The following is a 16,787-nucleotide window of genomic DNA, read 5'->3' as shown; positions in this document are numbered from 1 at the left end:
TTGGGGAGGCCGTGAGATATGGGGGCAGCTGCAATAAAAGGATGGACAACTATGCTAGCCGGAGTCATGTTATTGGGGGGCTTGGCAGGGTGCAGTGGAAGCGGAAATACGAGCACTACGCCAGCGCCAGGAGGAAGTACGCCGGCTTCTTCTGATGCTCCGAAAAGTACGGAGCCTGCTGCAAAACAAGTGACGCTTCAGATGATTGAAAGTCTAACAAGCCCGGAGCGCACGAAGCTGCTTCAGGATGCGATTGGACGGTTTCAAAAGGACAATCCAAACATCAAAGTTGAGCTTATTTCGCCGCCTTTCGATCAGGCAGACAATAAAATCAGGACGATGCTGGCCGCTAAGCAAGACCTTGATATTCTGGAGGTCAGGGACCTAAACATAGCCGAATATGTCAATAATGGCTACCTTGAGCCTTTGGATTCTTATGCTTCAAGCTGGGCGGATAGTAAAACACTTTCCGGTACTTCCAAAGTAGTAGGTTCCACAAGCGGCAAACTTTACTTTATCGCCAATGCGCTGTATCAAAGACAAATGTTCTATCGCAAAGACTGGTTTGAAGCCAAAGGGTTAGCTGTGCCAAAAACGTGGGATGAGCTGGTGGATGCAGCCAAAAAATTGACCGAGCCAAAGCAAAATCGGTACGGCTTCTCCTTCCGGGGTGGACCGGGAGCGAATGGGAATTTTGACCATATGATTTATGATTACAATGATAAAGTCATGAATCTTGACGATGCGCCATTTACGAAGGATGGCAAGACGATCTATGGGACTCCCGAAGCCAAACAAGCGCTAGAATTGTATAAAAAGCTTTACAAAGAGGCATCCCCGCCGGACTCCATCAACTGGGGCTTCCAAGACCAGGTTCAAGCCTTTACGTCAGGCGTAACCGGTATTTTGCTGCAGGATCCTGATGTTATTAAAGTTCTTCAGGACAAAATGGACCCCAAAACCTTAGAGACAGCAGCGATGCCTCTGGGACCTAATGGCAAATCTTTGGTTAGCACAGGAGCAGCAGGTTGGGGGATTACCGCAAATTCCAAAAATAAGAATGAAGCATGGAAACTGATCTCTTACCTCTCAAGTCCGAAAGAAAATACGGAATTCTCCAAACAAATCGGCACGATTCCGATCCATACGTCGGCGACGGCGGATACGTTCTTCCAAACAGGGCCGTATAAAACACTACTGGATATGACCGCAAAAGCGGATACTTTCATTAGCTATACTCCGCCTTTCAAATATCCGGGTAATGGCAGCTGGGGAGAGCTGAGCATGAAAGGGCAGCAATCCTATTTGCTGGATAAAAAATCCGCTGACGATCTTCTGAAGGAATGGGATAAATTCTGGCAGGATCAGCAGGCAGGAATGAAAAAATAAGACATGAAGCAGCAAGCGGCGGGCGCTCATCGCCTGCCGCTGCTGTCTTACCGGGGAGGTGTTCGACGTGAGTGCTCGGCAAAAATTCATACTCTCCAGCTTGGTGCCCGCACTGCTGCTAGTCGCTATTTTTACCTATTACCCCTTTCTCAAGGGGGTTGTTATGGCCTTTCAGGATTACAAGCTATTCAATCTGAAGCAGGTGCATTTTGTTGGCTTACAAAACTTTGTGGATGCGTTCCGCGACCATCAATTTCTTGCAGCGCTGAAAAACAGCTTGTATTGGGTGTTCTTTTCGTTAATATTTCAATTTCTTCTGGGATTCATCCTGGCGTTGTTTTTAAATAAGAAATTTTGGGGACGAGGCATATATCAAGGATTTATTTTTTATCCATGGGCATTATCCGGCTTTCTCATTGGTCTTATTTGGAAATGGTTATTTAACTCACAAATTGGCGTCGTTAATGACCTCTTGCTGCGGCTAGGTATCATAGAAGACCGAATTGGTTTCTTGTCGGATCCTAAGTGGGCGATGTCGTCTGTCATTATTGCCAATGTATGGTACGGCATCGCCTTCTTCACGATCATGCTGTTAGCTGCGCTGCAATCTATTCCTTCGGAGCTTTATGAGGCGGCGAGTATTGACGGTGCCAACAGCTACCGCAATCTGCTTGATGTGACGATTCCATATATTATGCCAACCATTATCGCTACGACGCTGCTGAGGGTTATCTGGATTTTCAATGATCCAACACTTATTTATGGCATGACGAATGGGGGGCCGGGAGGCGCCACACACATTCTGTCTTCCTTAATGCTGAACAAAATCATCTATGACGGGGATTATGGCGCAGCTTCGGCTGTTGGCGTCATCATGATTGTGATGCTGTTTTTGTACACTGTATTTTACCTGATGGTCACGAAGTCTGAGAAGGTAGGTGACTTTTGATGAAACGTAAATTGGGGTATCGGCTCACGAAGGTTGTCTTTCTCTCTTTTTACTTCGTCCTGATGGTGTTTCCCTTATATTGGATCGTCATTACTTCCTTGAAACCACAGAAGGAGATCTTCAGTTATCCGATCCATTATTGGCCTGAGCAATTCACCTTCCAAAATTACATTAATATTTTCAAAGTATCCAAATTCAACGTGTATATCGCCAATAGCCTTCTTGTCTCCATTACATCTGCACTTATTGTTATCGTGATTGCGATATGCAGCGCTTATGTGCTGGCGCGATTCCGGTTTCGGGGGCATAGGCAAATTATGCTCGGTTTCTTCATTACGCAAATGCTGCCAGGCTTCATTTCATTGGCTCCACTTTATATGATGATGTCAAATATGCATTTGCTGAATCAACGCATCTCATTAGTTTTAATGTACACGGTCATTCTCATTCCTTTTTCCACGATTATGCTGCGGGGTTTCTTTCAACGGATACCTTCCAATTTGGAGGAAGCGGCGATGATTGACGGTTGTTCCCAGCTGTCCGCTTTAATGCGAGTTATCATTCCGATTATGATGCCTGGAATCTCCTCTATGTTCATCTTCGCATTCGTGCAGAACTGGAATGAGCTATTCTTGGCCGTTATGTTTATTGATAATGAATCGCTGAAAACACTGCCGGTGGCAATGAATTCGTTTATTCTCAAATTTAATGTTGATTGGGGTTCCATGTCCGCTGGAACCGTGTTATCTGTACTTCCGACTATTCTGTTATTCGCTCTCGCACAGCGATTTATCGTGGAGGGACTAACCCAAGGGGCGGTGAAAGGCTGATGACGGCTAATGAGAAAAATTTCTCGATCGTGGCGCATGATGAACATGATGACCACCATCACGGCTCCATCAATGTTCCGATTTACCAGACAAGTTTGTTTTCGTTCGATACGTATGAACAATATAATTTGGCAAGAGTGGATGAGCAAGAAAATTTCGTGTATTCAAGAGGCAATAATCCAACTGTGCGGTTCCTGGAAGACAAGCTTGCCCAGTTGGAGCGGGGAGAAAGGGCAAAATGCTTTGCGTCCGGCATGGCGGCTATTTCGGCGGCGATTATGTCGATCGTTAGGTCAGGCGATCATGTGATTTGTTCGCATCAAGCCTATGGTCCAACAAGAGAATTTCTAGGCAATTATTTGCAAAAATTTGGCGTTGAAACCACTTTTATCGATGGCAGTGACCTAGATCATTGGAAAAACGCCGTACAGTCAAATACACGGTTGCTGTATTTGGAGAGCCCGACGAGTATGTTTTTTCAGCTGCAGGACATCCGCGGTTGTACGGATTTGGCGGCCTCCATTGGAGCGGAAACGATTCTCGACAACTCCTGGGCGACGCCTTGTTTCCAAAATCCGCTCATACTGGGGGTCGGTCTCGTCGTCCATTCCATAACGAAGTATATTTCCGGTCATAGCGATTGCTTAGGAGGCGTCGTCGTTGGTTCCAAACGGTTGATGGACCCGCTAATGTCTACCGAATACATGTTATTCGGCGGCGTCATGACCCCACAAACAGCGGGATTGGTAACACGTGGACTCCGTACGCTGCCATTACGGATGCAGCGCCATGAATCAAGTGGACTTAAAGTTGCTGAATACGTGAGCAGACAACGTTATGTCGCGAAAATCAATCATCCCGGATTGCCGAATCATCCTCAGTATGAACTGGCAAAAACACAGATGACTGGCACAGGCAGTTTATTTTCATTTGAATCTCGGGAATCCGTCGACAAGCTCAGAGCCTGGGCGGATCACATGCACTTTTTCCGGATTGGAGCCAGCTGGGGTGGATTCGAAAGCTTAATCAATGTGAATGCCTTACATGCATTGAACACTAAGGATCCGCAAGTAGGCACCCTTGTTCGACTGTACATCGGTGCTGAGGACCCTGAAGATTTAATTCAAGATTTGGATCAAGCCTGGCGATGTGTCGAACAGAGCCCTTCTGAGGAGGAGCTATATGAGCAGAATCCGGGAATCAACCAAAAGGGATGAGCGACAGCCGCTTTATTTGCAAATTCAAGAGCATTTTAAACAGGTAATTCTCTCTGGAGAACTGGAAGTAAATAGCAAATTCCCAACGGAAAAGGAGCTGATGGAGCAATTCAAGGTTAGTCGAATGACGGTGTCCAATGCGCTAACGCAGCTCGCGAAAGATGGATGGATCTACCGCATACCGGGGAGAGGCAGCTTTGTCAGTTCGGAGTATGAAGGGAATTCGTTGGGTAAAAATTCGGACGACAACTCCAAGGACCATCCATCAGCTAATGGCAAGCATTCAGAGTTAGGGCGACATGCTTCTACGCGCAAAATGATCGGGTTAGTTCTTCCCTTTTTGGAAGATTTCTTCGCCATTCGTCTTATTAGGGGAATCCAGACCGCTCTGGAAGACACCGAGCACTACTTATCCATTGTCCTTTCGCACAATCGTCAGGAGCGGGAGAAGGAAGCGATCCAGGAGTTGATTCAAAATGGGGCGGCGGGGCTTATCATTTTTCCGATTGATGCAGAGACGTACAACGAAGAAATATTGATCTTGAAAATGAACAAATTCCCGTTTGTGCTCGTGGATCGTTTCCTGCCAGGGTTTGAAACGCATTGTGTCTGCTCGGATAATATAGTGAGCGCTCAGTTGGCCGTCCATCATCTGTGGGAGCTGGGGCATCGAGATATTGCCATATGCTCTGATATATCGATTGGCACAATGACCGTTGACGAACGAATTCGGGGGTATATGGAAGCGTTGAAACAAAAAGGCTCGATGATTAATCCGGCACTGATTGTAACTGATTTTCAGGTGAACGATACGCATTCGATTGAAAAACATCCGCTATATCTGTTCTTGAAAAAACGGACGGCAACCGCATACATTACATTGAACATGAAGTTGGGCTTATTTATGGCTGGACTCGTTAAACATTTAGGGATGAAAGTCCCGAATGATTTATCTATGATTACCTACGACAATCCATATTCTGAGCTAACGGATGACCGTGTGTTCACTCATATTGATCAGCACGAGCAGGAAATAGGCTCCAAATCGGTTGAAATGCTGCTTCAACTGCTAGGTAACAAAGAAAAGATGAATGAACCTATGAAATGGATTGTAAAATCAGCTTTAGTAGAAGGGGAATCCACAGGCCGGTTAACAGCGAAAGTCTAAGTGCGGAGAATGAGAAGGAGGAGTTATCGCATGAATCCCATTTCTAGTCCAGGAGAATTTACGGAGTTAGATCGGTTCACATTTGAATCTTGGGGTTATCTCTTGATTCCAAATGTCCTCTCGCAAGAGGAAGTCAATGAATGTCTGGAAGCGTCTATTCGCTTACACCAATCAGCCGGCACCACTGGCTGGGCCCAAGTAGGCAGAGGATATGAAACGGAGATATCCTTAGAGCGACTGATCGATCATCCGGCTATCCTGCCCAAAGTCAGAGCGCTATATGGTGATCGCTTTATTATGCAGTCCGGCTGGTGTACGAAACAGCCGGCTTTCGGTGGGGTAGGCGGATGGCATCAAGACGGATCAGGTGCTTACGACTTCCGTAAGCTGGGCTATCCGATTCCCCTGCTTCAGCTGCGTGCTTCCTTTTTACTGACGGATCAGACGATTCCGCGAACCGGAAATATGGAGCTTATCCCAGGAAGCCATCGAAGCCAGGTTCAGCTGCCGGATTCTATTCGATCGAACAGGGAAGACGTGCCAATCGGCCATGTCATCTGTGCGCCGGCAGGATCTGTCTTATTTTTTCACAATGCAGTTTGGCACCGCACATATGCACATGACGGTGATTACGACCGTTACACGATGCATTATATTTATAGCCCGCCGTGGGTACGTTGCTCCGATCGCTTCGCGAACAATCCAGAGTTTCTAGCGCGCACAACACCTACACGGCGTTATCTCATGGGAGAATTCGAGAGACCGGACGCGCCTTTTGGCGCCGGGTATCCCGTGCAATTTGAGAATGAATGATGTCTGCATGGTACATAATGAGAAGAGCCCAAGATGGTCGTTCATCTTGGGCTTTTTACGATGAAGAAACGCACTTCATTCGTCTCGATTTACTTTCCCGATATTGCGCGAGCTCTACCTGTAAGCTAATCTGTAGTTGGTTCGAACGTTCAAACCAATGTGTAAGGAGAATGGAGAATGACCCCGTGGATGATTTTGATCAATTAAATGTCATAAAAGCTGATTTCAAAGCAAGCGGTAAAGTACTGGCTGCGATCGGTGACGAGACACGACAGCACATCATTATGGTGCTGATTGCTGCGGGCTGTGAGGGTGTGCGTGTTGGAGAAATTACGGCGCAAACACATTTATCAAGACCTGCTGTGTCACATCATCTCAAAATTTTGAAGGATGCAGGAATTGTCCTAGTCTACAAGGTGGCAGCCATGAACTACTACTATCTTGACTTATCCAGTTGGATTAATAATCTTAAAATGCTTACCGTTAACATAGAAAATATGCTTCTGAAACAAAGCAGCAAAGGAGGACAATAAACGATGAGCATAGGACAAATACAAACGGTGCAAGCTGCGATTTCAGCGGGGCTTTCACCCCAATCAACGGCAAAGCAAGTACTAGGCAAGCGAGACTTAACAGATAAGGTAGCCATTGTGACCGGTGGCTATTCGGGGATTGGACTCGAGACCGTGCGAGCATTAGCTAACGCAGGCGCAACCGTCATTGTGCCCGCTCGTACATTGGATAAGGCGCGTGCCGCGGTGAGAGGCATTCCTAATGTGGAGTTAGAGGTTCTGGACCTCATGGATCCACTCTCCATCAATACCTTTGCAGAACGTTTTCTATCAACCGGAAGGCCGCTCCACATGTTAATCAATAGTGCAGGGATCATGGCAGCACCGCTCATGCGAGATGCAAGAGGTTATGAATCACAATTTGCCACCAATCATTTGGGCCATTTTCAATTGACTGCAAAGCTTTGGCCAGCCTTGAAAAAAGCGAACGGAGCACGGGTTGTTTCGGTTTCTTCCCGAGCACAGCGGTTAGGTGGCGTAAATTTCGAAGATCCTAACTTTGAGAATTCTGACTATGACAAATGGAAGGCGTATGCCCAGTCCAAATCAGCGAATGTTCTTTTTGCTGTTGAGTTGGATCGCTTGGCTAAGAATTCAGGAGTCCGCGCATTTTCGGTACACCCTGGATTAATTCCTACCACTGGGATAGGTAGATTTAGTGTGGACGATAAAACATCTGCCTATATGAGAGCTTTTAATTCTATGGTGATAAAATTTGTTAATAAGTTTCAATTAATAAAGCTTGTCAATCTAACGAGAAAAGTAGATAAATACAAAACGATTGAACAAGGCGCGGCCACCTCCGTCTGGTGTGCCACTAGCGATTCGTTGGCTGGTATGGGCGGCGTGTATTGTGAAGATTTGAATATCGCTGTGACCGTTCCGGGCGACAGTACGAAGGGTTATGGCGTACGTCCATGGGCTATTGACCCTGAATATGCAACTAAGCTTTGGCAGCTCAGCGAGAAGTTAACAGGTACCAAATTTGACTGTCTCTGAACATAAAATGAAGTAGGACGGTTACAGATATTCTTCCCTATTTTTGATATGAAATGTAAGAGGCAGGTTCCTCATAAAATACAAAACCATAAAGTTTTTTGGTCGGCAAATCATTCGTTTTGGTCTTGACGATCGGTTCTGTCACATTAGTATCTTCAATTAAACCCAATCCAACAATAGCTCCTGCAAAGAAAAGACATGTGATTGCGATGACAAAATGATTCTTTTTCATGAGAGCTCCCCCTGGTACATTCTACATCGGCTGCAGGATTTGCTTGATGGTGGTTGTTTTATTGTAAACCATTTTGTGTGTGAAAGTTGTAGAAACGTGTCCCGTTTAAGAGAAACTACCTCGTTTATTTTCAGTTTAAAAAGCAGTCGTATACTTTGGTCAGTTGATAAACAAAATCTAACGACGAGGGGTCGATTCGTATGAACACAACAAAACAACAGCAACGCATTGCTATCGTAGGTGCAGGTCCTGGAGGACTGACGTTGGCCCGGATTTTACAGCAGCATGGGATCAAAACTACCGTTTATGAACGGGAAGCATCACCTTCAAGCCGCAAACAAGGCGGTTCGTTAGATATCCATTCCGATTCTGGTCAGAAAGCACTCAGAGAAGCTGGCTTAATTGAACAATTTGAGGCGCTCGCCCGATATGAAGGAGAAGATTTCAAGCTACTCGATAAATTCGGTAATCTGTATATGGATGAAGTGGCGGAGGGCGGTGAAGGAGATAGACCTGAAATCGATCGTGGGACGCTGCGGGATCTATTGTTAGACGCTATCGACCCTGGCACCATTCAGTGGGGCCACGATTTAGTTCAGGCCATTCCTACGGAAAATGGGATGCACGAACTGCATTTCCAGAATGGGCATGTGGATACCGTTCATCTTGTCGTAGCCGCAGACGGGGCATTCTCCCGTATTCGTCCGCTGCTTACAGAATCAGTTCCTGCCTACAGCGGACTAAGTATGGTTGAGCTCTATGTTGACAATGCCGCTGTCGCACATCCGGAACTGGCTGCTTTTAATCGACGTGGCAAAATGTTTGCCCTTGCGGATCATAAAGGCATATTGGGCCAGTTGAATGGAGATGGCCGAATTTGTGTCTATGCAGCATTTGAAGTTGAACGTGAATGGCTGGATACGTGCGGTATTCCGTTCGATCAGCCTGAAGAAGCGAAAAAGCAGCTGCTGGAGTATTTTAGCGATTGGGATGCTTCACTGACCGACTATATCCGCTCAGCAGATGGGCCAATTGTGCCGAGACGTATTTATAGTCTGCCGGTTGGACTCCAATGGACGCATAAACCAGGTGTCACCTTGATTGGAGATGCCGCGCATCTGATGTCGCCTTTTGCTGGTGAAGGCGTGAATTTAGCGATGTTAGATGCCGCTGAGCTGGCGTTGTCCATCGTTCAACACGATGACTTGAACACGGCTGTTCAAGCTTACGAGGAGAAGATGTATGCTTACTCGTCGATTTCAGCAGAGGTATCTGATGCGAATCTCAAGCTTTGCTTTTCGGACGATGCTGCGCGCAAGCTGGCGGACCTGATGAACCAATACCATGAGAGGGAGAATGGGCAAATGCGCTGAATTCGGATAGAATAAGAATGAAGCACTTTAAATAGAAGAGGGATATCGATGAAACGTATTACAATTTTGGTCGCGGATGACGAGGCGGAGATTGCCGATCTGATAGCGCTGCATTTAGAAAGAGAAGGGTACCAAATCATCAAAGCGGCGGACGGCAAAGAAGCTGTCCAGGCGATTCAAACGCACTCAATTGATTTGGCTATTCTAGATATCATGATGCCGAAGTTGGATGGGCATGAGGTGACGCGGCAAATTCGTGAAAAGCATCAAATGCCGATCATTTTTCTTAGCGCCAAATCATCTGATCTGGATAAGATAACGGGATTGGTAATTGGAGCCGACGATTACATGACCAAGCCGTTCAATCCGATGGAACTGGTTGCTCGCGTGAACGCTCATCTGCGTCGGTCCATGCAGTTAAGTCAAGCCAAAGTCGACCACAACCTACTGGAAGCAGGCGGACTGACGATTGATCCTGACAAACGGACAGTGAATCTATACGGTGAAATGATTGAATTAACACCCAAAGAATTTGATATCCTCTATCTTTTAGCGGCTCATTCCAAGAAAGTTTTTAGTGTGGAAAATATTTTCCAACATGTATGGGGCGAAGCCTTTTATGAAAGTGGCAACACCGTCATGGTGCACATCCGTACACTGCGCAAAAAACTGGGTGAAGATGAGAACAATAAAAACAAATGGATCAAAACCGTTTGGGGTGTGGGATATACTTTCAATGGGTAAAATGATACGAAGTTTCCGCTTCCAAATGATCGTTCTATTAGGAATGAGCATGCTTTTGTCGGGTGCTTTCACCTTCATCCTTTATAAAGTCCTTCAGCTCTACTACAGCGGTGTTCGGGCTGAAGATCCGTTGGCCAAACTACGCCATTTTATCTCGAATATTGGGGATTTTAATTTCTTTCTGATCTTTTTCATCCCCCTTGCGATTGTTTGTTTCTTTTTCCTTACTAAACCTTATGCCACCTATTTTCATGAGATTTCCACAGGGATTCATCGCCTCGCTAACGGGGATTTCCAAAGCCGTGTTCATATTTCTTCGAACGATGAGTTCAGAGAAATTGCGGAAGATATCAATATGGCAAGTGAGAAGCTGCAAAAAGCCGTGGAGCGGGGCGATTTCGCGGAAAGCAGCAAAGATCAGCTGGTGTTGAATTTAGCGCATGATTTGCGGACACCACTAACCTCGGTCTTAGGTTATTTAGATTTTCTGCTTCAGGACAATCAATTGACGGCGGAACAAATCAGGCATTATACAACGATTGCTTTTACGAAGTCAAAACGGTTGGAGAAGTTGATTGACGAACTGTTTGAACTCACTAGAATGAATTACGGCATGCTTTCCATTGAGAAAAAGCAAATCGATCTGAGTGATCTTCTCATTCAGCTTAATGAGGAATTGTATCCTGTTTTCGAAAAAAGTCACCTGCTGGTCAGGCTGAATATTGAACCGCATTTGCAAATTCGGGGTGATGGCGAGCTGCTGGCACGTGTTTTTGAAAATTTATTAACAAATGCGAATCGGTACGGAAAAGACGGCCAATTCGTGGATATTAACTGCCATCTTGATGCAGGCGAAGCTGTCATCCAAGTTGTAAATTATGGCGATAGTATTCCATCGGAAGAGCTGCCGCATATTTTTGACATGTTTTACACCGGTGACCGGGCTCGCACGCATCAAGGTGGAAGTACGGGACTCGGGCTTTTCATTGCCAAAAATATCGTGGAGCAGCATCAAGGAACGATATCTGCCCAAAGCAGCTTGGTTCGCACGCTCTTTGAGGTGCGTTTACCGCTTTAATGAAAGAAATTTAAGAAAAACTTTAATTTTAACCCACTTCTTTCTTAAAAAGTTTGCCCTATTCTTATGTCTAGTAAGAAGAAGGAGGAAACGAAGAATGAAGAAGTGGGTTTTTTGGCTTGTCATACTGGCACTGCTTGGTTATGAAGCCATTCACCAGAAAACGGAGCGTGTAAATGAAGAACAAGGGGGAGCAAAAGTTGACATACAAGAGTCAATTCCCCAAAAGGGCGAACAAACGATTAAGATTATGAAAGATCAAATATACCAAGGGAATTTAGTCTTAATTAATATGGATTACCCCATCCACCAAGTAGGGATTCTCACGGATGTGGTTAATCTTTTTCAACATAAAGAATTGGTCAATGGCTATGGTTTGCTAGATAACACAATTCGCTTGTCACAAAGCATCGTGAAAAATTTTACCACCATGATCCAAGCGGCTGATAAAGAAGGAATTCATCATTTTATCATTAACAGCGGCTACCGGGATAACAAAGAACAAAGTAAGCTCTATAAAGATATGGGGCCGGATTATGCTTTGCCGGCGGGGAATAGCGAGCACAACTTAGGTATAGCTCTTGATATTGGTTCGACGCAATCGGAGATGAGTCAAGCTCCTGAGGGGAATTGGCTGAAGAAGAATGCTGCGACCTACGGGTTTATTTTGCGTTATCCGAAAGATAAAACGGCGATAACGGGCATCCAGTACGAACCTTGGCATTTCCGATATGTTGGAGTGCCCCATAGCCTGATTATGCAGCAAAAGAATTTAACGCTGGAGCAGTATTTAGATTTCCTGAAACAACAACAAACATTAACAACGACTGTTCTCGGTGTAAAATATGAAATTTCTTATCATCCGATTTCAAAAAATACAACCATCCAAGTGCCAAACAAGCTTAAGTACGAGCTGTCAGGGAACAACATGGATGGCGTGATTGTCACTGTGTTTCTATAAATAACATCAAAACTCAGGAAAGGTGAGGATGTAAGTGAAACAGATGAAGTTCTTGTATGACACTGTGCTGTCCGGGCTATTTGCCCTTTATATCTACGTGGTGTTTAAAGTGATCTTATTTAAGTTCGCTGCGGTTGACATCCCTTTTCTCTGGCATCAACTTCAGAGAAATCTCGGGAATCCGATCTATATCCGGAATCGCTTGCAAACGGCTAACTTCCGTCCATTCGAGTCCATCTCACACAATATTCAAAGTTTATCCAGCCATGATATTATCAATTTGTATGGAAATATTTTGATATTTGTTCCTTATGGCATTTTTCTGATGCTTATGTCCAAAAAATCAAAGATGTCAGTGATCGGGGTCGTTTTCCGATCCTTTGCCTTAAGCTTAAGTTTGGAATGCTCGCAACTTTTATTTTCTATCGGCGCCTTCGATGTCGATGATCTCATTTTAAATACGTCCGGCGGATTATTGGGCTTCTGCGTATTCAAAATCATTTCAGCTGCTAGCGGCTTGATCCGGATCGGTTCCCTTCGTTTCTTTGCCGAAGAGCAGAACAACCAGCGCTCCGATTACGATGGCAATGAAGAAAATGGTAAATATCGAGGTAATGCTGTGATGTCGAGACACCAATAACCCAACAAGATAAGGGCCTATGATCCCTCCAACACGTCCAAAGGATGCGGCAAAACCAACGCCTGTCGAGCGGATACCAGTAGGGTATAGCTCGGGGGTATATGCATACATGGCTCCCCAAGCGCCAAGATTGAAAAAGGATAAGCTAATCCCTGCAGCGATCAGCATGGCTTCAGTAGTGGCCGTACTGAACCAGATCGCGCTAAAAGCGGTTAACAGCAAGTAAGTGACGAGAACAAACTTACGGCCGAATTTCTCAATAAAATAAGCCGCTGTGAAATAGCCGGGAAGCTGCGCTAGCGTCATGATCAGCACATATTGAAAACTTTTTACAAGACTAAAGCCCTTCAAAACCATGACGGATGGAAGCCACAGAAATATGCCGTAATAGGAGAAAACGACGACAAACCAGAGAATCCAGAGCGTAATCGTTGATTTCCGGAAACTTGCCGACCAGACGGATGAGGCACGTTCTTTGAGCGTCAAGCGGCGATTTCGTTGCTCGTTAAATCGCGGGGAATCTTGAATCGCTCTTCTTAGGTATAAGGCATATAAGGCCGGCAGCGCACCAATGAGAAATGCCGCTCTCCAGCCATATGTAGGAATAACAAAATAAGAAATTAAAGCCGCGATAATCCATCCGCATGCCCAGAAGCTTTCAAGCAGCACCACAGCCCGACCCCTCTCTGTAGCGGAAAACGATTCAGAAACAAGCGTAGAAGCTACGGGTAGCTCCCCGCCAAGACCGAATCCAGTGATAAAGCGCAGGATGCATAACATGATGAACCCTGTAGCTATAGCGGAGAGCCCGCTTGCGATAGAAAAAATCAGCAGTGTGATTAAAAGTACGGATCTACGGCCATAGCGATCTGCACTTGCTCCGGCAACGGCCGCTCCAACTGCCATTCCTATTGAATTGATGGCTGCCAACAAGCCGATTTGCTGTGCTCCCAATTTCCAATCAACAGCCAAAGCGGCGACGATAAAGGAAATAATCCCTACATCCATGGCATCGAATAACCAGCTTATTCCCGCGCTGAAAAGTAATTTTCGTTTTGCCGGGTCTTGCAGCAATGTTGATTTACTCATGTTCGTATGCTACTCCCATCCTCAAACTGTTACCTCTATCTTCCACCTATATTCTGTTTTCATACATGAGAAAGGCTAAAGGAACGATATGAATTGTTATGGGTAATTCTACCTAGTACTTTTCTACTCTACAAGTCTATCAATTTCTCATTTGTTGGGATATAATGGGACACGTTCCGTATTATTGATGTCGCATGTATTTTACAGGAGGATGGATGGTCAGGATGGTTTCATTTCGTAAAGGGGTAGCTTCCCTGTTAGCGGCAGTATGGATAGCGGCGATTTCGCTGCCAATCGGGGCACAGGCAAGCAGCGATTCAGTCGCTTATCCGGATGTGCCGGCAGATTATTATGCAAGTCAAGAGATTGCTCAGCTCAAAGAGAAAGGTATCGTGGATGCCGAAGAAGACGGAGCTTTTCATCCGGACGATGCTGTTACACGCGGAGATGCCGCTAAATGGCTTAGCAAAGCGCTTAAGCTCAAAAAGCCTACATCGTTGAATGGCTTTACGGACGTTGCAGTAAACAGCCCTTATGCAGAAGCAGTCAATGCATTGAAAGAACAAAACATCGTGCAAGGCAGCGATGGCATGTACCAACCGGATGCGCTCCTGACGCGCGAACAGATGGCCAGCTTGCTGGTGCGTGCTTTCCAATTGAAGGATAACGGCATCCAAGCATGGCTTAAGGATGAAGCAACGATCGGCAAAGCGCATCATGACGATGTCTTGAAGTTAAAGCAAAATTTTATTACTGAGCAATTAACGTTTATGCCACAGGATCAGGTAACTCGCGCTCAGCTAGTCTTATTTTTATTCCGAACGATTTCTCAAAAAGAAGAGACAGGTCAAGGTCCTGTTTTACTGGATGACTTTTTGCAACTGCCGAATAAAGCCCAAATGCGGTTATCGCCTGATAGTAAATCTTTGGCTTACTTGCAGCCATGGGAAAACCGCATGAACCTATATATCCAAAAGGTTGGTGACTCGGAAGGTACGAGAATCACGACTTCCAAAGATGAAAATATTAATGGCATATATTGGATAACTGACAAAGTACTGATTTACAAGATGGATAAAGGTGGTACGGAAAACACACATATTCATGTTGTGAACGTTGACGGATCGGGTGATAAAGACTTAACACCATATGCGAATGTAAAAGCTGATCTCCTGGATGTGCTGCCTTCCAAAAGCGAAAGTGACATTGAGTTACTGCTAACTATGAACAAGCGAGATCCCAAAGTGATGGACGTTTATCGGGTTAATCTCCGTTCAGGGGATACGAATATGCAGGTTCAGAATCCTGGAAACGTCAAATTTTGGGTAACGGATAACTGGGGGAAGGTTCGTGCCGCAATAGCTGTAGACGGTGAAGCCACGAGCCTTCTATATCGTGATAATGAAAGCAAAGATTTTGATAAAATTGATACGTTTGACCGCAAAGATACCTTTATTCCGGCTATGTTTACGTTCAACGACACGCAAATCTACGCTGTTTCCAATGTAGGGCGTGATAAGCAGGCTCTCGTGAAATATGACCCGCTTACCAAGAAAGAGACGGAAGTCATTTATGTCAATGATGAGGTAGATCTCTCTAATTTTATCGTGTCCTATAAGAACAAATCGATTGCAGCCGTCATCTATGAGACGGAAGACATGAAATTGCATGCCTTGGATCATGATTTTGAAGATTTGTTCAAAAAAATCGAGGATAGACTGCAAACTCCCCATTGGGGCTTAATCGGATCGCCGGACAAGGATATATTACTGTTATACACATATAGCGATAAATCTTATGGCAGCTATTATCTCTATGACCGTAAAGCGCTTAAGATGGAGAAGATTGCAGACATCCAACCAACGTTTGATGAAAAAAAGATGGCGGATATGCAGCCGATTTCTTTTAAAAGCAGAGATGGACTTACGATCCATGGGTACTTAACGCTTCCCAAAGGTGGAGCATCGACCCAATTGCCCGTTGTCGTCAATCCGCACGGTGGACCTTGGGCACGCGATTCCTGGGATTTCAATATGGAAGCTCAACTACTGGCGAGTCAAGGGTATGCGGTGCTGCAGCTAAATTTCCGTGGGTCATCAGGCTACGGGAAAGCGTTCATGAACGCGGGAGATAAGCAGTGGGGCAAAAATATGCAAAACGACATCACGGACGGTGTGAATTGGCTGATTAAAAGGGGAACTGCTGATCCTGAGCGCATTGCCATTTATGGAGCATCCTATGGTGGATACGCGACATTGGCAGGGGTGACGTTTACGCCCGATTTGTATGCCGCGGGTGTGGATTTCGTAGGACCTTCCAATCTAATTACTTTCTTGAACACGATTCCGCCATACTGGTCGATGGACCGTTCCATGATGTATCAGCAGGTCGGTGACCCTGTCAAGGATAAGAAGCTGCTTGAAGCGGCATCCCCAGTCCTGCATGTCGACCAAATAAAAGCGCCGTTAATGATCGCACAAGGTGTTAATGATCCTAGAGTGAATAAAGCAGAGTCGGATCAAATGGTCGCCGCGCTGCGTAAATTGGATGTAGATGTCCCTTACATGCTCAAGAAAAATGAGGGTCATGGGTATCAAAAACAGGAAAACGTACACGACTTTTATGAAGCACTTATTCATTTCTTAAATAAAAACGTGAAAAACAAGAAAAAATCTGCGTAATCCTATTTACATTTCTAAGTGCCAAGCACCTTGATTTTATGGGGATGCTTGG

At 45.3% G+C, this 16,787-nt stretch carries 15 protein-coding genes and 1 pseudogene; 14 read left to right on the top strand and 2 right to left on the bottom strand.

The window, feature by feature from the left end; genetic code table 11:
- Nucleotides 1-18: 18 nt before the first annotated feature.
- The 8 genes from GON05_RS36810 (at nucleotide 19) to GON05_RS36775 (ending at nucleotide 7,937) form a co-directional block, all read left to right on the top strand.
- Entirely contained in the window at nucleotides 19-1,389 is a 1,371-nt protein-coding gene (locus GON05_RS36810) for an ABC transporter substrate-binding protein (RefSeq protein ID WP_246239744.1), read from the top strand.
- A gap of 67 nt (nucleotides 1,390-1,456) precedes the next feature.
- Nucleotides 1,457-2,338, top strand: a complete 882-nt coding sequence (locus GON05_RS36805) for a carbohydrate ABC transporter permease (RefSeq protein WP_181646470.1) — start codon at nucleotides 1,457-1,459, stop codon at nucleotides 2,336-2,338.
- On the top strand, nucleotides 2,338-3,168 hold the full coding sequence (locus tag GON05_RS36800) for a carbohydrate ABC transporter permease (RefSeq protein ID WP_181646469.1): 831 nt from the start codon (nucleotides 2,338-2,340) through the stop codon (nucleotides 3,166-3,168). Before GON05_RS36805 ends, GON05_RS36800 begins: the two co-directional genes overlap by 1 nt.
- The gene (locus tag GON05_RS36795) at nucleotides 3,168-4,385 is read left to right on the top strand and encodes a trans-sulfuration enzyme family protein (protein ID WP_157326434.1); all 1,218 of its coding nucleotides are present in this window, start codon (nucleotides 3,168-3,170) and stop codon (nucleotides 4,383-4,385) included. The genes GON05_RS36800 and GON05_RS36795 overlap by 1 nt, the downstream gene beginning before the upstream one ends.
- Nucleotides 4,351-5,553, top strand: coding sequence for a GntR family transcriptional regulator (locus GON05_RS36790; RefSeq protein ID WP_157326433.1), 1,203 nt, complete (start codon nucleotides 4,351-4,353; stop codon nucleotides 5,551-5,553). The genes GON05_RS36795 and GON05_RS36790 overlap by 35 nt, the downstream gene beginning before the upstream one ends.
- Before the next feature lie 30 nt (nucleotides 5,554-5,583).
- Complete coding sequence (locus tag GON05_RS36785) at nucleotides 5,584-6,366, top strand: phytanoyl-CoA dioxygenase family protein (RefSeq protein ID WP_157326432.1); 783 nt, start codon at nucleotides 5,584-5,586, stop codon at nucleotides 6,364-6,366.
- Between the two features lie 170 nt (nucleotides 6,367-6,536).
- Entirely contained in the window at nucleotides 6,537-6,899 is a 363-nt protein-coding gene (locus GON05_RS36780; RefSeq protein WP_157326431.1) for an ArsR/SmtB family transcription factor, read from the top strand.
- A 3-nt stretch (nucleotides 6,900-6,902) separates the two neighbouring features.
- Nucleotides 6,903-7,937, top strand: a complete 1,035-nt coding sequence (locus GON05_RS36775; RefSeq protein WP_157326430.1) for an SDR family NAD(P)-dependent oxidoreductase — start codon at nucleotides 6,903-6,905, stop codon at nucleotides 7,935-7,937.
- Between the two features lie 37 nt (nucleotides 7,938-7,974).
- Here GON05_RS36775 and GON05_RS36770 read toward each other — a convergent pair whose 3' ends face one another.
- Nucleotides 7,975-8,169, bottom strand: coding sequence for a hypothetical protein (locus GON05_RS36770; RefSeq protein WP_157326429.1), 195 nt, complete (start codon nucleotides 8,167-8,169; stop codon nucleotides 7,975-7,977).
- Between the two features lie 200 nt (nucleotides 8,170-8,369).
- Here GON05_RS36770 and GON05_RS36765 point away from each other — a divergent pair, with 200 nt between their 5' ends.
- From GON05_RS36765 to GON05_RS36745, 5 genes and pseudogenes are all read left to right on the top strand, one after another.
- Nucleotides 8,370-9,542, top strand: coding sequence for an FAD-dependent oxidoreductase (locus tag GON05_RS36765; RefSeq protein WP_157326428.1), 1,173 nt, complete (start codon nucleotides 8,370-8,372; stop codon nucleotides 9,540-9,542).
- Nucleotides 9,543-9,590: 48 nt separating this feature from the next.
- Nucleotides 9,591-10,286: a response regulator transcription factor gene (locus GON05_RS36760; RefSeq protein WP_157326427.1), complete on the top strand. Its 696-nt coding sequence runs from the start codon at nucleotides 9,591-9,593 to the stop codon at nucleotides 10,284-10,286.
- Nucleotides 10,279-11,364, top strand: coding sequence for a HAMP domain-containing sensor histidine kinase (locus tag GON05_RS36755; protein ID WP_157326426.1), 1,086 nt, complete (start codon nucleotides 10,279-10,281; stop codon nucleotides 11,362-11,364). Before GON05_RS36760 ends, GON05_RS36755 begins: the two co-directional genes overlap by 8 nt.
- Nucleotides 11,365-11,461: 97 nt before the next feature.
- The gene (locus tag GON05_RS36750; RefSeq protein WP_157326425.1) at nucleotides 11,462-12,325 is read left to right on the top strand and encodes a M15 family metallopeptidase; all 864 of its coding nucleotides are present in this window, start codon (nucleotides 11,462-11,464) and stop codon (nucleotides 12,323-12,325) included.
- Between the two features lie 43 nt (nucleotides 12,326-12,368).
- Nucleotides 12,369-12,815 (top strand): annotated as a pseudogene (locus GON05_RS36745) (VanZ family protein); the annotation flags it as partial.
- 12 nt (nucleotides 12,816-12,827) lie between these two features.
- Here GON05_RS36745 and GON05_RS36740 read toward each other — a convergent pair.
- Entirely contained in the window at nucleotides 12,828-14,054 is a 1,227-nt protein-coding gene (locus GON05_RS36740; protein ID WP_157326424.1) for an MFS transporter, read from the bottom strand.
- Between the two features lie 224 nt (nucleotides 14,055-14,278).
- Between GON05_RS36740 and GON05_RS36735 the strand changes: the two genes are divergently transcribed.
- Nucleotides 14,279-16,735 (top strand): S9 family peptidase, encoded by a 2,457-nt coding sequence (locus GON05_RS36735; protein WP_181646468.1) that lies wholly within the window; start codon nucleotides 14,279-14,281, stop codon nucleotides 16,733-16,735.
- Nucleotides 16,736-16,787 lie beyond the last annotated feature (52 nt).

Source organism: Paenibacillus anseongensis (genome assembly GCF_009757995.1).
Lineage (GTDB): Bacteria > Bacillota > Bacilli > Paenibacillales > NBRC-103111 > Paenibacillus_E > Paenibacillus_E chondroitinus.
This window is presented reverse-complemented; position numbering and strand designations above follow the sequence as displayed.

Coding starts and splice junctions, on each gene's coding strand:
- GON05_RS36810 (WP_246239744.1), top strand. CDS start 19: ATGGGGGCAGCTGCAATAAAAGGATGGACAACTATGCTAGCCGGAGTC.
- GON05_RS36800 (WP_181646469.1), top strand. CDS start 2,338: ATGAAACGTAAATTGGGGTATCGGCTCACGAAGGTTGTCTTTCTCTCT.
- GON05_RS36795 (WP_157326434.1), top strand. CDS start 3,168: ATGACGGCTAATGAGAAAAATTTCTCGATCGTGGCGCATGATGAACAT.
- GON05_RS36790 (WP_157326433.1), top strand. CDS start 4,351: ATGAGCAGAATCCGGGAATCAACCAAAAGGGATGAGCGACAGCCGCTT.
- GON05_RS36785 (WP_157326432.1), top strand. CDS start 5,584: ATGAATCCCATTTCTAGTCCAGGAGAATTTACGGAGTTAGATCGGTTC.
- GON05_RS36780 (WP_157326431.1), top strand. CDS start 6,537: ATGGAGAATGACCCCGTGGATGATTTTGATCAATTAAATGTCATAAAA.
- GON05_RS36775 (WP_157326430.1), top strand. CDS start 6,903: ATGAGCATAGGACAAATACAAACGGTGCAAGCTGCGATTTCAGCGGGG.
- GON05_RS36770 (WP_157326429.1), bottom strand. CDS start 8,169: ATGAAAAAGAATCATTTTGTCATCGCAATCACATGTCTTTTCTTTGCA.
- GON05_RS36765 (WP_157326428.1), top strand. CDS start 8,370: ATGAACACAACAAAACAACAGCAACGCATTGCTATCGTAGGTGCAGGT.
- GON05_RS36760 (WP_157326427.1), top strand. CDS start 9,591: ATGAAACGTATTACAATTTTGGTCGCGGATGACGAGGCGGAGATTGCC.
- GON05_RS36755 (WP_157326426.1), top strand. CDS start 10,279: ATGGGTAAAATGATACGAAGTTTCCGCTTCCAAATGATCGTTCTATTA.
- GON05_RS36750 (WP_157326425.1), top strand. CDS start 11,462: ATGAAGAAGTGGGTTTTTTGGCTTGTCATACTGGCACTGCTTGGTTAT.
- GON05_RS36740 (WP_157326424.1), bottom strand. CDS start 14,054: ATGAGTAAATCAACATTGCTGCAAGACCCGGCAAAACGAAAATTACTT.
- GON05_RS36735 (WP_181646468.1), top strand. CDS start 14,279: ATGGTTTCATTTCGTAAAGGGGTAGCTTCCCTGTTAGCGGCAGTATGG.